The organism is Streptomyces sp. NPDC054883, assembly GCF_053610645.1.
In genome coordinates, this window is sequence record NZ_JBSGYT010000005.1 from 165,813 (window position 1) to 180,612 (window position 14,800).

General features: G+C 71.4%; 12 protein-coding genes. 6 read left to right on the forward strand and 6 right to left on the reverse strand.

Going from position 1 to position 14,800, the window contains the following annotated elements; translation table 11 throughout:
- Nucleotides 1-75: 75 nt before the first annotated feature.
- Nucleotides 76-2,637, reverse strand: coding sequence for an aminopeptidase N (pepN, locus tag ACWGH1_RS06405; RefSeq protein ID WP_453353692.1), 2,562 nt, complete (start codon nucleotides 2,635-2,637; stop codon nucleotides 76-78).
- Between the two features lie 126 nt (nucleotides 2,638-2,763).
- On the opposite strand from pepN, the gene ACWGH1_RS06410 reads away from it, so the two are divergent.
- Nucleotides 2,764-3,411 (forward strand): mycothiol-dependent nitroreductase Rv2466c family protein, encoded by a 648-nt coding sequence (locus ACWGH1_RS06410; protein WP_453353691.1) that lies wholly within the window; start codon nucleotides 2,764-2,766, stop codon nucleotides 3,409-3,411.
- A gap of 126 nt (nucleotides 3,412-3,537) precedes the next feature.
- Here the strand turns inward: ACWGH1_RS06410 and ACWGH1_RS06415 are convergent, their stop codons facing one another.
- Both ACWGH1_RS06415 and ACWGH1_RS06420 read right to left on the reverse strand, forming a co-directional pair.
- Nucleotides 3,538-4,194, reverse strand: coding sequence for a superoxide dismutase (locus tag ACWGH1_RS06415; protein WP_453353690.1), 657 nt, complete (start codon nucleotides 4,192-4,194; stop codon nucleotides 3,538-3,540).
- Between the two features lie 182 nt (nucleotides 4,195-4,376).
- Nucleotides 4,377-5,786 carry an amino acid permease gene (locus tag ACWGH1_RS06420; RefSeq protein WP_453356115.1) on the reverse strand — a complete coding sequence of 470 codons (1,410 nt, stop codon included), beginning with the start codon at nucleotides 5,784-5,786 and terminating at the stop codon, nucleotides 4,377-4,379.
- A 172-nt stretch (nucleotides 5,787-5,958) separates the two neighbouring features.
- Here ACWGH1_RS06420 and ACWGH1_RS06425 point away from each other — a divergent pair, with 172 nt between their 5' ends.
- Nucleotides 5,959-6,741, forward strand: coding sequence for an SDR family NAD(P)-dependent oxidoreductase (locus ACWGH1_RS06425; protein ID WP_453356114.1), 783 nt, complete (start codon nucleotides 5,959-5,961; stop codon nucleotides 6,739-6,741).
- Between the two features lie 54 nt (nucleotides 6,742-6,795).
- Here the strand turns inward: ACWGH1_RS06425 and ACWGH1_RS06430 are convergent, their stop codons facing one another.
- Nucleotides 6,796-8,193 carry an amino acid permease gene (locus ACWGH1_RS06430; RefSeq protein ID WP_453356113.1) on the reverse strand — a complete coding sequence of 466 codons (1,398 nt, stop codon included), beginning with the start codon at nucleotides 8,191-8,193 and terminating at the stop codon, nucleotides 6,796-6,798.
- Between the two features lie 287 nt (nucleotides 8,194-8,480).
- On the opposite strand from ACWGH1_RS06430, the gene ACWGH1_RS06435 reads away from it, so the two are divergent.
- The gene (locus tag ACWGH1_RS06435) at nucleotides 8,481-9,062 is read left to right on the forward strand and encodes a biotin transporter BioY (protein WP_453356112.1); all 582 of its coding nucleotides are present in this window, start codon (nucleotides 8,481-8,483) and stop codon (nucleotides 9,060-9,062) included.
- A gap of 88 nt (nucleotides 9,063-9,150) precedes the next feature.
- Here ACWGH1_RS06435 and ACWGH1_RS06440 read toward each other — a convergent pair whose 3' ends face one another.
- Entirely contained in the window at nucleotides 9,151-10,584 is a 1,434-nt protein-coding gene (locus ACWGH1_RS06440) for an amino acid permease (protein ID WP_453357457.1), read from the reverse strand.
- Between the two features lie 230 nt (nucleotides 10,585-10,814).
- Between ACWGH1_RS06440 and ACWGH1_RS06445 the strand changes: the two genes are divergently transcribed.
- Entirely contained in the window at nucleotides 10,815-11,300 is a 486-nt protein-coding gene (locus tag ACWGH1_RS06445) for a ribose-5-phosphate isomerase (protein ID WP_361311040.1), read from the forward strand.
- A gap of 117 nt (nucleotides 11,301-11,417) precedes the next feature.
- Entirely contained in the window at nucleotides 11,418-12,224 is an 807-nt protein-coding gene (locus ACWGH1_RS06450; RefSeq protein WP_453357028.1) for an Fpg/Nei family DNA glycosylase, read from the forward strand.
- A 7-nt stretch (nucleotides 12,225-12,231) separates the two neighbouring features.
- Here ACWGH1_RS06450 and ACWGH1_RS06455 read toward each other — a convergent pair whose 3' ends face one another.
- The gene (locus ACWGH1_RS06455; RefSeq protein ID WP_453357026.1) at nucleotides 12,232-13,467 is read right to left on the reverse strand and encodes a GNAT family N-acetyltransferase; all 1,236 of its coding nucleotides are present in this window, start codon (nucleotides 13,465-13,467) and stop codon (nucleotides 12,232-12,234) included.
- A gap of 117 nt (nucleotides 13,468-13,584) precedes the next feature.
- On the opposite strand from ACWGH1_RS06455, the gene ACWGH1_RS06460 reads away from it, so the two are divergent.
- On the forward strand, nucleotides 13,585-14,727 hold the full coding sequence (locus tag ACWGH1_RS06460; RefSeq protein ID WP_453408475.1) for a PP2C family protein-serine/threonine phosphatase: 1,143 nt from the start codon (nucleotides 13,585-13,587) through the stop codon (nucleotides 14,725-14,727).
- The last annotated feature ends 73 nt before the right edge of the window (nucleotides 14,728-14,800 follow it).

The following is a 14,800-nucleotide window of genomic DNA, read 5'->3' on the forward strand; positions in this document are numbered from 1 at the left end:
CGTTCGAAAGCCGATACCGCCGTTCGCTTCCCGCCCGGACCTGTTGGGAGCGTCCGGACGGGAAGCGCGTCCGCGCTATCCGGCGGTGCCGGCGCCCGCGTCACAGGCCTGCGCACGCAGCGCGCGGGCCAGGTCGTCCCGGGACTCGATGACCAGCCGTCGCAGCGCGGGCGGGGCCGCCTCGTGCCCGGCCAGCCACGCGTCCGTCGCGTCCAGCGTGGCCTGCGAGTCCTGCAGGGCCGGGTACAGGCCCTTCACCACGTCCATCCCGATCTGGATCGACCGCTGTGCCCACACCCGCTCGATCGCCTCGAAGTAGCGCGGGGCGTGCGGCGCCAGCAGGGCCCGCTGCGAAGACTGCTGCATCCCCGCGATCGTGGCCTCGACCAGCGCGTTCGACAGCGCGTCCGACTCCACCACCGTCGCCCACGCCTGGTCCTTGACCGCCGCCGACGGCCGGGCCGCCAGGCACCGCACGTGGTGGCGGCGCCCCGACGCCGTGTCGTCGCGCGCCAGTTCCGCCGACAGGGCGCCCTCGTCCACCGCCCCGTGCGCGGCCAGCGGCAGCAGGAAGTCCCAGCGCAGCTCCTGGTCGACCTCCAGCCCGTCGATGCGCGCCGAACCGTCGAGCAGCCCCAGCAGCAGCTGGAAGTCCCCCTCCGTGGTCGCGCCCGCCGCGAAGAACCGGGCCCAGACCAGCTGGTGCTCGGACCCCGGCTCCGCGAACCGCAGTTCCTGGAGCGCGACCGCCGACAGCGCCCGGCCGCCCTGTTCGCGCCACTCGGGCGCCGCGTAGTGGGTGACGGCCGTCAGCGCCTGGGCGTGCAGCATCTGGAGCACGCCGAGGTCGCTCTCGCGGCCCGCGTGGGCCAGGACCAGCGAGACGAAGTCGCGGGCCGGCATCAGGGCGTCGCGGGTCAGGTTCCACAGCGCCGACCAGCACAGCGCCCGGGCGAGGGGATCGCGTACGCCGCCCAGGTGCGTGCGCAGCGTCGCCAGCGAAGCCTCGTCGAAGCGGATCTTGCAGTAGGTGAGGTCGTCGTCGTTGACCAGGATCAGATCGGGCCGCTCCTGCCCGGCCAGGTCCGGCACGGCCGTACGCGCCCCGGCGACGTCCGCCTCGGTCCGCGCGTACCGCACGAGCGCGCCGTCCTCCAGCCGGTACAGGCCCACCGCGACCCGGTGCGGGCGCAGCGGGTCGCCCTCCTGCACCACCGCGAGTTCGGTGATCCGGCCGGCCGCGTCGTAGGTCGCCACCGGCGTCAGCGCGTTCACCCCGGCCGTCTGGAGCCAGGCCCGCGACCATGCGGCCATGTCCCGGCCGGAGACCTCCCCGAGCACCGACAGCAGGTCGTCCAGGGTGGTGTTCCCGTACGCGTTGGCCTTGAAGTAGCGCCGCGCGCCCTCCAGGAACGCCCCCCGGCCGACGTACGCGACGAGCTGCTTGAGCACCGCCGCGCCCTTGGCGTAGGTGATCCCGTCGAAGTTCAGCTTCGCGGCCTCCAGGTCACGGATGTCGGCCGTGATCGGGTGCGTGGAGGGCAGCTGGTCGGCCCGGTAGGCCCATGCCTTGCGGTTGTTGGCGAAGGTCACCCACGCCTGGTCGAACCGGGTCGCCTCGACCAGTGCGAACGAGCCCATGAAGTCGGCGAAGGACTCCTTGAGCCACAGGTCGTCCCACCACTTCATGGTGACCAGGTCGCCGAACCACATGTGCGCCATCTCGTGCAGGATGACGTTGGCGCGCCGCTCGTAGGAGGCCTGCGTGACCTTCCCGCGGAAGATGTACTCCTCCCGGAACGTCACCATCCCCGGGTTCTCCATCGCGCCCAGGTTGTACTCCGGCACGAAGGCCTGGTCGTACTTGCCGAACGGGTACGGGTAGTCGAACAGCTCGTGGAACAGGTCGAAGCCCTGCTTCGTGACGAGGAAGACGTCGTCCGCGTCGAAGTGCTTCGCCAGGCCCTTGCGGCACATCGCGCCCAGCGGGATCGTCAGGTCCCCGCGCGTGTAGGTGTCCGTGACGTAGTGGTAGGGGCCCGCCACCACACAGGTGATGTACGTCGAGATCGGGGCGGTCTCGGCGAAGCGCCGGGTCCGGCCCTCCTGGGACTCCTCGACCCCGTTGCTCCACACCTGCCAGCCCTCGGGCGCGGTGACCTCGAAGCGGTAGGGCGCCTTCAGGTCCGGCTGCTCGAAGTTCGCGTACACCCGCCGGGCGTCGGCCGGCTCGTACTGGGTGTAGAGGTAGACCTCGCCGTCCTCCGGGTCCACGAAGCGGTGCATGCCCTCGCCGGTGCGGCTGTAGGCGCAGTTCGCGTCGACCACCAGGACGTTCTCGGCGGCGAGGCCGTCCAGCGCGATCCGCGAGCCGTCGAAGACGGCGGCCGGGTCCAGGGCGCGCCCGTTCAGGGTGATCGCGTTCACCGACGGGGCGATCAGGTCGGCGAACGTGGCGGCGGCCGGAGCCGCGGCCCGGAAGCGGATCGTCGTCACCGAGCGGAAGGTGCGCGGCCCCTCGGCCGGTTCGGCCTCGTCCACCGCCGACCTCAGGTCGAGGGACACCTCGTATCCGTCGACGGACAGCAGCTCGGCCCGTTCGCGGGCCTCGTCACGGGACAGATTCTCTCCGGGCACGTGCACTCCTTCGTGCGTGATCGCGGTCTTGCGTCGAATCCTCGCACGGGGGGAATGGGAGCGGCCCGGTGCTGGTTGGGCAGGGGGCAGGCTGACCGGATACGGGTGAACGACTTGAGGAGAGACATGGCCGACACGCAGGCGCGCGGGAAGACCCCGGTCGATTTCTGGTTCGACCCGCTCTGCCCCTGGGCGTGGATGACTTCGCGCTGGATGCTCGAAGTCGAGAAGGTGCGCGACGTCGAGGTCCGCTGGCACGTGATGAGCCTTGCCGTCCTCAACGAGAACAAGCTCGAAGAGCTGCCCGAGCGCTACCGCGAGATCCTCGGCCCCAAGGGCTGGGCGCCGGTGCGCGTGGTCATAGCCGCCCAGCAGAAGCACGGTGACGAGGTCACGGGCAAGCTCTACACGGCCCTCGGCACCCGCATCCACAACGAGGACAAGGGCGCGACCCGCGAGGTCATCGCGGAGGCGCTGGCGGAGGTCGGGCTCCCGGCCGAGCTGCTCGCCTACGCCGACTCCGACGAGTACGACGAGGTGCTGCGCGCCTCGCACAACAACGGCATCGAGCGCGTCGGCCAGGAGGTCGGCACCCCGGTGATCTCCGTACCCGGCGCCGACGGCGCCGAGGTGGCGTTCTTCGGGCCGGTCGTGACCCCGGCCCCGCGCGGCGAGGCCGCCGCCCGGCTGTGGGACGGCACGCTGCTCGTCGCGTCCACCCCGGGCTTCTACGAGATCAAGCGCACCCGTACCCGGGGCCCCGTCTTCGCGTAGCCGCCGCCCGGATCCGGTGCACAGAAGACCCCCGCGAGTCACGTCCTCACGGGGGTCTTCCGCTGTGCACGCCCGCCGGTGAAGGCTGAGAAGACGATCACGAGGCGGACGGGCCGGTGGCGCCGATCAGCCCTTGGCGGGGATCAGCAGCGGGGTGTTGGCCTTGGCGTCGGCGTAGCGCCCGGCCACGTCCTGCCAGTTGACGACCTTCCACATCGCCTCGATGAAGTCGACCTTCTGGTTCTTGTACTGGAGGTAGAACGCGTGCTCCCAGGCGTCGAACACGAGGACCGGCACGGAGGCCTGGCCGACGTTGCCCTGGTGGTCGTAGACCTGCTCGACGATCAGCCGGCCGCTGATCGGCTCGTACGCGAGCACGCCCCAGCCGGATCCCTGGGTGGCGGACGCCGCGAAGGTCAGCTGCTTCTTGAACGCGCCGAAGGAGCCGAAGGATTCGGTGATCGCGTCGGCCAGGTCGCCCAGGCCGTCGGCGGCGGTGGGCTCGCCGCCGCCCTCGCCGGTCTTCGGGCTGGCCATGTTGTGCCAGTAGATGCTGTGCAGGATGTGGCCGGAAAGGTGGAACGCGAGGTTCTTCTCCAGGCCGTTCAGCGCGCCCCAGTTCTCCTTGTCGCGCGCCTCCGCCAGCTGTTCCAGCGTGGTGTTGGCGCCGGCGACGTAGGCCGCGTGGTGCTTGTCATGGTGCAGCTCGATGATCTGCGGGTTGATCACCGGCTCAAGTGCCGCGTAGTCGTACGGAAGCTCAGGAAGCGTGTAGATGGCCATGCGTGTATCCGGTCCCCTCAGCGTGCCAACTGCTTATTGCAATCCATGCGCAACTGCACGCTAGCAGTATCTATTCCTGAACACACGTAAGGGTCACCCGCCTTCCACGGCATGCGAAAGGCGCGCCCCGTGCCTTCGCACGGGACGCGCCCGGGGATGCGCCTGGGGGCGCGCGGGAGGGGTCAGGTCCGCGCGGCGGCCGTGGCCCGGCGCTCGCGCACCCGGCCGGTCACCGCGAGGACGGCAGTCAGCCCGCCGGTGAAGAGGACCTGGACCCGGGTGTCCTCCCCGACGGCCATCAGGACCAGCACCCCGGCGACCGCGGCCAGCGCCACCCACGTCAGGTACGGGAAGCCCCACATCGGCACGACCGGTTTCCCCGGCGCCGCCCGCTCCAGGCGGCGGCGCAGCACCGCCTGCGAGACGCCGATGAAGCCCCAGACGACGAGGATCACCCCGCCCACCATGTTCAGCAGCCAGGCGAACAGGGTGTCCGGGTACCAGTACGACAGCAGCACGGTGACGAAGCCGAACCCGGAGGAGGCCAGCACCGCCCGGCGCGGCACACCGCCGCTCGCCTTGCCCAGCGCCCTCGGCCCCTGGCCCCGGGACACCAGCGAGTGGGCCATCCGCGAGGAGCCGTAGATGTTGGCGTTCATCGCGGACATCAGGGCGATCAGGATGACCACGTTCATGATCTGGCCGGCGCCCGGGATGCCCAGGCGGTCCAGGGCGGCGGCGTACGGGCCCTGTTCGACCACCGCCGGGTCGTTCCACGGCAGCAGCGTGACGATGACCAGCATCGAGCCGACGTAGACGATCGCGATCCGCCACATGGTGGTCCGCACGGCCCGGGCCACCCCCTCGACCGGGTCCCGCGACTCGGCGGCCGCGATCGTCACCGTCTCCAGACCGCCGTACGCGACCACGGACGCGAGCAGGCCCACCAGCAGCCCGTCCACCCCGCGGGGCAGGAAGCCGCCCTCGTGGACGAGGTGCGCGGCGCCGGGGGAGGCGGTCCCGGGCAGCAGCCCGAGGACGGCCAGCACCCCGAGGCCCAGGAACAGTGCGATCGCCCCGATCTTGAGGGCGGCGAACCAGAACTCGAACTCGCCGAAGTTCTTCACGGCGGTCAGGTTGCTCACGGTGAACACCACCATGAAGAGCAGCACCCACATCCACGACGGGGTGCCCGGGAACCAGCCCGTCATGATGTGCGCCGCCCCGATCCCCTCGATGGCCACGCCGACGCACAGCAGCGTCCAGAACATCCAGCCTGCCGTGAACCCCGCCCAGGGGCCGATGGCCCGCTCGGCGTGGACGGAGAACGAGCCCGAGGCGGGATTCGCCGCGGACATCTCGCCCAGCATCCGCATCACGCACATCACCAGCAGCCCGGACACGGCGTAGGCGAGCACGATGGAGGGGCCCGCGGCCGCTATGCCGGCGCCGGAGCCGACGAAGAGGCCGGCGCCGATGACCCCGCCGAGCGCGATCATCGACAGGTGGCGCTGCTTGAGGCCGCCTGCGAGGGGTGCCCCGGCGGCGTCCGCGCCCGGGGCGCGGGGAGGAGTGGTGGTGGTACGGCTCATGGGGAGTGCCTGTCCGGTGTGCGGGTGGACGGGGTGAAGTGCCCCAGCTTCACCGCTGTCCGCTCTCCGGATGGTCGATGTCCGCTATCCGGACACCCGGATGACCGGCCGTGATCATCTCGGTACGCTGACGGCACGGCAGGGCAGGGCAGGGCAGGGGCAGGAGAGCCGAATGGACCACGGCACAAGGGAATTGGCCGCGACGGGCCGGGGCGTGCTCGTCACCGGAGCCTCCCGGGGCATCGGGCGGGCCATCGCCGCGGCCTTCGCCGAACAGGGCGACCGGGTCGCGGTGCACTGCACGGCCCGGCACGCGGACGCCGAGCGGACCCTCGCGGACCTGCCGGGCGACGGCCACGTCCTCGTCACCAGCGACCTCGGCGACCCGGCCCGGGCGGAGGAGCTCGCGGCCGCGGCGGAGGAGGCGCTCGGCGCGGTGGACGTGCTGGTGAACAACGCCGCGGTGATGGTCGCCCACCCGCTGCCCGCGACCTCGTACGAGGAGTGGCAGCACGCATGGCGGCACACGGCCGCCGTGAACCTGTTCGGTCCCGCCGACCTCTCCTACTGCGTCGCCCGCCGCATGATCGACGGCCGGCGGGAGGGCCGCATCGTCAACATCGGCTCGCGCGGGGCCTTCCGGGGCGAGCCCGACCACCCCGCCTACGGTGCCACCAAGGCGGCCCTGCACGCACTCGGCCAGTCGCTCGCCGTCTCCCTGGCGCCGCACGGCATCGCTGTGGCCTCCGTGGCACCCGGCTTCGTGGCCACCGAGCGGGTCGCCGGCCGGCTCGACGGCGAAGAGGGCGAGCGGATCCGGGCGCAGAGCCCCTTCGGACGGGTCGGCACACCCGAGGAGGTGGCCGCCGCCGTGCTCCACCTGGCCTCACCCGCCGCACGCTGGAGCTCGGGCGCGGTCCTCGACGTCAACGGCGCCTCCTACCTGCGCACCTGACGCGCGAAGGCCCCCCGCGGCGCGTGCACGGGGGGCCTTCACGGAAGGGGAGGTTCAGCTCCGGCGGGCGCGCAGCTCCCGTACGCCCGCGATCACCAGCACCACCGCCGCGGCACCGGAGGACCACAGCAGCTGCGGCCGCGCCGAATCATCGAACAGCATCAGCACCAGCACGGCCGCCATGCCGAGCAGCGCCACCCAGGTGAGGTACGGGAAACACCACATCGGCAGCGTCAAGCGCTCCGGCATCTCCCGCTCGATCCGCCCGCGCAACCGCAGCTGCGAGACCGCGATCAGCGCCCACACGAACAGCAGCACCGCGCCGACCGCGTTGAGCATGTAGAGGAACACCGTGTCCGGCCACAGCAGGTTCAGCACCACCGACACGAACCCGAACGCCACCGAGGCGAACACCGCACGGCGCGGCACCCCGCCCTTCGACACCTTGAGCAGTCCCTGGGGCGCGTCGCCCCGCTCGGCCAGCGAGAAGACCATGCGCGAGGAGCCGTACAGGTTGGCGTTCAGCGCGGACAGCAGCGCCACGAACACCACGATCTCCATGATCTGACCGGCCGACGGGATGCCGATGGAGTCGAGCACGGCCACGTACGGGCTCTGCCCCGGCTCCAGCGAGTCCCACGGCAGCAGGGTCACGATCACCACCATCGAGCCGACGTAGAAGAAGAGGATGCGCCACACCGCGCTGCGAACCGCGCGGGCGACGGACCGGGCCGGGTCGTCGGACTCGGCGGCCGCGATGGTGACGACCTCCAGGCCGCCGAAGGCGAAGACGACCGCGAGCAGGCCGGCGACCACCCCGCCGAACCCCTTGGGGAAGAACCCGCCGTGGCCCCTCAGGTTCTGCACGCCGACGGGGTCGGTGTCGGGCAGCAGGCCGAAGACGGCCAGCGTCCCCAGGATCAGGAACAGCACGATGGCCCCGACCTTGAGGGCCGCGAACCAGAACTCGAACTCGCCGAAGTTCTTCACCGCGGTCAGGTTGGTGACGGTGAACACCACCATGAGGACCAGCACCCAGACCCACTGGTCGACCGACGGCATCCAGCCGTTCGCGATCTTCGCGGCGCCGGTCGCCTCCACGGCGAGCACCACGACCAGCAGGAACCAGTACAGCCACCCCGCCGAGAAGCCCGCCCAGCGCCCCAGCGCCTTCTCCGCGTAGACGGAGAACGAGCCGGAGGCGGGCATCGCGGCGGACATCTCGCCGAGCATCCGCATCACCAGCATCGCGAGGACACCGGCGAGCAGGTACGAGCAGATGATCGCCGGTCCGGCGATGGAGATGCCGGCGCCGGAGCCGACGAAGAGCCCGGCGCCGATCACTCCGCCGAGACCGAGCATGGTCAGGTGGCGCTGCTTGAGGCTGTGGCTCAGGGGTTCGGGGGAAAGCCCGTCCGCGGGGGCGGGCAAGTCGGTCAGGCGGTCGCGCATGAGGGTGGGCTCGTACTCTCGTTCGGCCTGGTGGCGATGGGTATTCGCGCAGGTTGGAGGGACCCTACAGTCTCGCCGGAGGGCGTCTGTCTGCGCAAAACGGACGTGAAGTCTCTACTGGGTCGTGATGGGGATCACTGCAACTCTGGTGTGGTGAGGGGTTTTTGTCTACTCCCCACCAAACCGGACGGTACGGCTTGTCCCTGGCAGCGGTGGGGCGGCGACCGGCCCCGGACTAACGTCGATGATCGTCCCGTCACCCGTTCACCCCCACGCGGAGTCCCCTGATGAGCACTGCTTCCGTCACCTCCCGGCCCGGCGCCGTCCTCGCCGACCTGCTGCCCGCGAGCCGCGTCCGCGACGTCGCGCTCGTCGTCGGCGCGGCCGCACTGATGGGCGCCGCCGCCCAGGTCGCGGTCAAGGTGCCGGGGCTGATCGTGCCGATCACCGGACAGACCTTCGCCGCGCTGCTGATCGGCGCCGCGCTCGGCCCCGGCCGCTCCTTCCTGTCCATGGCGCTGTACACCCTCGTCGGCATGGCCGGCGTGCCGTGGTTCGCGCACGGCGCCTCGGGCGCGGGCGGCGCCACCTTCGGCTACGTCCTCGGCATGCTGCTCGCCTCCACCGTCGTCGGCGCCCTCGCCCGGCGCGGCGCCGACCGCTCCGTCCCGCGTACGGCTGCCACGATGGTGCTGGGCTCCGCCATCGTCTACGCGGTGGGCGTCCCGTACCTGGCGCTGGCCACGGGGATGTCCTTCGGCGCGGCCGTCGCGGGCGGCATGACGCCGTTCCTGATCGGCGACGCCGTCAAGGCGGCCCTGGCGATGGGCCTGCTGCCCACCACGTGGAAGCTCCTCGACCGCGGCTGACCGGCCCGCGCACGGACGCGCGTACGCAGCAGCCCCGGACCACGAGCGGTGGTCCGGGGCTGCTTCACGCGGGGGAGGACTCCCAGGACTACGCGGCCGTGGCGGCCTTGCGGCGCCAGTCGCGGACCGCGCCGATCACGATGACGACCGCCGCGACGAGCAGCGACAGCAACACCGTCTCGCGGTTGTCCTTGTCGTAGACCATGTAGGCCAGCACGAAGGTGATCATCGCGGCGGTGGCCCAGGTGAGGCCCGGGAAGAGCCACATCTTGACGGTGAGCTTCTCCGGCGCCTCGCGCTCCAGGATCCGGCGCATCCGCAGCTGGGTGAGGCAGATGACCAGCCACACGAAGAGCGCGATCGCACCCGAGGAGTTCAGCAGGAAGTCGAAGATCGTGTCCGGGAACGCGTAGTTGAAGTACACGGCGAGGAAGCCGAAGACCACGGACCCGAGGATCGCGGCGGTCGGCACGCCGTTCTTGCTCACCTTGGCGAACGCCTTCGGTGCGTCACCGCGCTCGCCCAGCGAGAACGCCATGCGCGAAGCGGTGTACAGGCCCGAGTTCAGGCAGGACAGCACGGCCGTCAGGACGATCACGTTCATGATCTGGCCGGCGTGCGCGATGCCGATCGAGTCGAGGGCGGCGACGTACGAGCCCTTCTTGACGATCGACGCGTCGTTCCACGGCAGCAGCGTCAGGACGATGAAGATCGAGCCCAGGTAGAAGACGCCGATGCGCCAGATCACCGAGTTGGTGGCCTTGGTGACCGCACGGCGCGGGTCCTCGGACTCGCCGGCCGCCAGGGTGACGATCTCACTGCCCATGAACGAGAAGACGACCATCAGCACACCGGTGAGGATCGAGCCCCAGCCGTTGGGCATGAACCCGCCGGCGTCCGTGAGGTGCGCGAAGCCCGCGCCCGGGTTGTCCGAGCCCGGCAGCACACCGAAGACGGCGAGCATGCCGACGATCACGAAAGCGCCGATGGCGACGACCTTGATGCCCGCGAACCAGAACTCGAACTCGCCGTAGGAGGCGACCGAGCCGAGGTTGGTGACGGTCAGCACCGCCATCACGATCAGGGCCCAGCCCCACTGCGGGACGGCCGGGATCCAGCCTTCGAGGATCTTCGCGCCGGCGGTGGCCTCCACGGCCAGGACGACGACCCAGAAGAACCAGTACAGCCAGCCGATGGAGAAGCCGGCCCAGCGGCCGAGCGCACGGTCGGCGTAAGCGGAGAAGGAGCCCGAGTTCGGGCTCGCGGCGGCCATCTCGCCGAGCATGCGCATCACGAAGACGACCATCGCGCCGACGAGTGCGTATGACACGAGGATGGCGGGACCGGTCTTGGCGATGCCGCCGCCGGAGCCGACGAAGAGTCCTGCTCCGATGACACCGCCGATGGCGATCATGGACAGGTGGCGGTTCTTGAGACCGGCCTTCAGACCATCGGAGGGCTTGGCGTCGCCGGGGGTGCCGGAGGGGTCGCCTGCCTTCTGAAGGGTCGTCGTGGAGCTCATGGACGATTCCTTAGGTTCTCGGGTTGCGAGTCCCGGCATTGAAACCTGAGATGAACGTCAGACGGAAGACCTGGTTCCGGAAGGTTGCCCGGGGCTAAAGTCCGGGACCTTCGTCCCACCCCGTCCCGTCTGGGTTGTTGGGGATAAATTGAGCTTGCCGAGTGACCCATGCCACACTCCGCCCGGCACCCTCCAGCAGCAGTCCAGGGCGGCCGTGCCACACTCGGACCATGCGCGTGTACCTCGGATCTGACCATGCCGGCTTTGAGCTGAAGAACCACCTCGTGGACTGGCTCAAGAACAACGGCCACGAGCCCGTCGACTGCGGGCCCCACATCTACGACGCCGTCGACGACTACCCGCCGTTCTGCCTGCGCGCCGCAGAGAAGACCGCCGCGGACGCCGACGGCCTCGGCATCGTCATCGGCGGTTCCGGCAACGGCGAGCAGATCGCCGCGAACAAGGTCAAGGGCGTCCGCGCCATCCTGGCCTGGAGCGTCGAGACCGCGAAGCTCGGCCGTGAGCACAACAACGCCAACGTGATCTCCGTCGGCGGCCGCATGCACACCCAGGACGAGGCCGTCAGCTTCATCGAGGCCTTCCTGGCGACCCCGTACTCCGGCGAGGAGCGCCACACCCGCCGCATCGACATGCTCACCGCCTACGAGACCACCGGCGAGCTCCCCCCGATCCCGGCCCACCACCCGCAGGGCTGACCCGCCCGACCAGCCGGGCCGTGCCGCCGGCCCCCGGCGGCACGGCTGCCTCCTTCGCCGTTTCCGGCTCGTCCCCCGCTCGTCGCCTCACCGCTCGTCGCCGTCAGGAGCCTCGCCGTGCCCGAGGGGCATACGATCCACCGCCTCGCCCAGGACCACACCGAGCGCTTCGCCGGCCGCCCGGTACGGGTGAGCAGCCCGCAGGGCCGGTTCGCCGACAGCGCCGCCCTGCTCGACGGGCGCACCCTGGAGAGCGCCGAGGCCCACGGCAAGCACCTCTTCCTGGAGCTCGGCGACGCCTGGGTCCACATCCACCTCGGCCTCTTCGGCAAGCTCGGCTTCGGCCCCGCCCCGGCCCCGCCCGCCACCGGCACCGTCCGGCTGCGCCTGGCCAACCCGGACCACTGGGCCGACCTGCGCGGGCCGACCGCCTGCGCACTGCTCGGCGAGGGGGAGAAGAAGGCGATACACGAGCGGCTCGGTCCCGACCCGCTGCGCCCGGCCGACGACCCCGAGCGGGCCTGGCGGCGGATCTCCCGCTCCCGTACGACCGTCGCCGCGCTGCTCATGGACCAGAAGGTGATCGCGGGCGTCGGCAACGTCTACCGCGCCGAGGTCCTCTTCCGGCACGGCATCGACCCGTACCGGCTCGGCAAGGACCTGACGCGGGCCGAATGGGACGCGATCTGGGCCGATCTGGTGGACCTCATGCGCGAGGGCGTACGGAACAACCGGATCGACACCGTCCGTGACGAGCACCTCCCCGAGGCCATGGGCCGCCCGCCCAGGGTCGACGACCACGGCGGCGAGGTGTACGTCTACCGGAGGGCGAACCTGCCCTGCCACATCTGCGGGGGCGAGATCCGCACCGCCGGTCTCGCCGCCCGCAACCTCTTCTGGTGCCCGGCCTGCCAGACCCGCTAGCCGCGCGCTAGAAGCCGTGCGGGAGCCAGGGGGCGACGTCCCCCGCGAACGCCCGCGAGGCCCGGGCCAGCGCGCCCGGGCGCAGCTCGCGGACGCGGCCCGCCCCGGCCAGCGAGGTCAGCGTGATCCCGCCCAGGTACGCCGAACCCAGGTCCCGCACCGACAGCTCCAGGTCCACCGGATCCGCGCTGCGCACGCAGGACGCCGTCCCCTCCGGCCCGGCGCGCAGCCGCCAGCGGCCCTCGTTCCACGGGCAGAACGCGTCCTCCACCTCCAGGACCACGTCCAGCGGCGTCGCGTACCGCCGCGCCTCCAGGGCCGCCCCGAGGTCCACCAGCCGCACGTACAGCGCGTCGCGCGGGTTCGGCCGGCACCGCCGTACGTCGTTGGCCAGGTGCAGCACCGGATCGTCCGCCGGGCGCCCCGAGGCCCGTACGGTCCAGGTCAGGTCGATCTCGCAGAGGTAGCGCCACAGCGCCGCGTACGCCGCCGGGTCCAGCGCGTCCAGATCCGCCACCTCCACCGTCCCGGCCGCGCCGGTGGCCTCCCAGTCCACCTTCACCCGGTAGCGGGCGTACCCGGCCACCTGACCGTCCGGCGCCTCGGCGACCACGCACTTGAGCGGCGAGGCGCCCGCGCGCCCGGACTCCGGGTCCAGCAGCGCCTGCCGCTCCCAGCCCGGCTGCCGGGTGGGCATCCCGGGCCGCCGCGGCACCAGGGCGGCGTAGACCCGCTCGCAGTCGGCCAGGGCCTTGTCCGGGTCCACGAGGCGGAGCCGGACCGCGTCCGTCCCCGGCGGCACGCCGAGCCGTACCCGGCTGGTGTCGATCTCCAGGGCCAGCGCGTAGGTGGCGGCGCCGTAGCCGAACCGCCCGTAGATCTCCGGCTCCGAGGCCGTCAGCACGGCGAGCGGTTCACCACCCGCCCGGACGTCGTCCAATTGGCGGCGCATCAGCGAGGTCAGCACCCCGCGCCGGCGATGGGTCGGCGCGACACCCACCATCGTGACCCCCGCGGCGGGCACCAGAACCCCGCCCGGCACCGAGATCCGGAAGCTGAACGCACCCGCCGAACCCACACAGTCCTCGCCGTCCCAGACGCCCAGCGAGCGATCCAACTCCGTGAGGGACTCGTACAGTTCGCGCTCCTCGGCGGACTCGGGCACACCGCCGAACGCCAGTTCAAGGTGGTCGTACCAGACATCCCACTCATCAGCCTGCAATACCCGCGTCTCAAGAGCCATATGGGCATCCTTACCAGGGCAATCCCGTCCAGTCGAAGTGATTTCGACCTTCGGCGGGCCGCAGGTCCGGGGGTACCCCTGCGCGCGCACAGCCAGGATGGATAGGGTCCCGAAGCAATGGCCGGAGCACGTGTGGAGACGCTCATGGCCCGGACGCGCATGCTGTCGCACCGGGCCCGCACCGGCGTGCGCAAATCCGCCGTCGACTACTTCCGCGGCGACGCCTCCGACTGGCTGGCCTTCGGGGGCCTGCTCCTCACCGTGCCCGCCATCGCCTTCGGCACACTGATGGTGCCCGTCTGGTTCTCGCCGTCGGCGCTCGTCCTGCCCATCGTGGCGGGGGGCCTGCTGCTGCGGCCGGCCAGCCTGCTCGCCCTGTACGCCGCTTCCGCCGTCGCCCTGATCGTGGAGGCCCTCGTACTCGGCCCGTACACGGAGGGGCCGGCCCGGGTCACGCCCGGCACGGTGCTGGTGGTCGCGGCCTGCGGGTTCTTCGGGCTGGTCATCGCCCAGTTCCGCAGCCGGGTCGGCGTACCGTGGCGGCGCGGCGGCACCATGCTGTTCGACCTGCGCGAACGCATCCGGGTGCAGAGCAAGCTGCCGGCCCTGCCGACCGGCTGGCACCGCGAGATGGCCCTGCGGCCGGCCGGCGGCCAGTCCTTCTCCGGGGACTTCGTCGTCGCCGCGCGGACGAACGGCGGGCGCACCCTGGAGATCGTGCTGACCGACGTCTCCGGCAAGGGCATGGAAGCGGGCTCCCGGGCCCTGCTGCTCTCCGGGGCCTTCGGGGGCCTGCTCGGCGCGCTGCCCCCGCACGGGTTCCTGCCCGCCGCCAACGGCTACCTGCTGCGCCAGGACTGGGAGGAGGGCTTCGCCACCTCCATCCACCTCGTCCTGGACCTGGAGACCGGGGACTACGAACTCCTCTCCGCGGGCCACCTGCCCGCCCTCCAGCTCTCGGCGGGCACCGGCCGCTGGCGGGAGGTCTCCGGCGAGGGGCCGCTGCTCGGGGTCTACGACGGCGTCGAATTCACCCCGGCGCGCGGGAGCCTCCGCCGCGGCGACGTCCTGATGCTCTTCACGGACGGCCTGGTCGAAACGGCGGACCGCGACATCAGCGAGGGCATCGACCGGCTGACGGGCGAAGCCGACCGCTACGTCGCCGCCGGCTGGGACGGCGCGGCCTGGCACCTCATCGAGAAGGTCGCCAAGGACGTCAACGACGACCGCGCCCTCCTCCTCATCCGCCGCTCCCCGTGACCCACCCGTTCAGCCCCGCCGCGGTTCGCGGCGCCGAATCCAGCGTCCCCGGGATTCGCGGCGCCAAACCCAA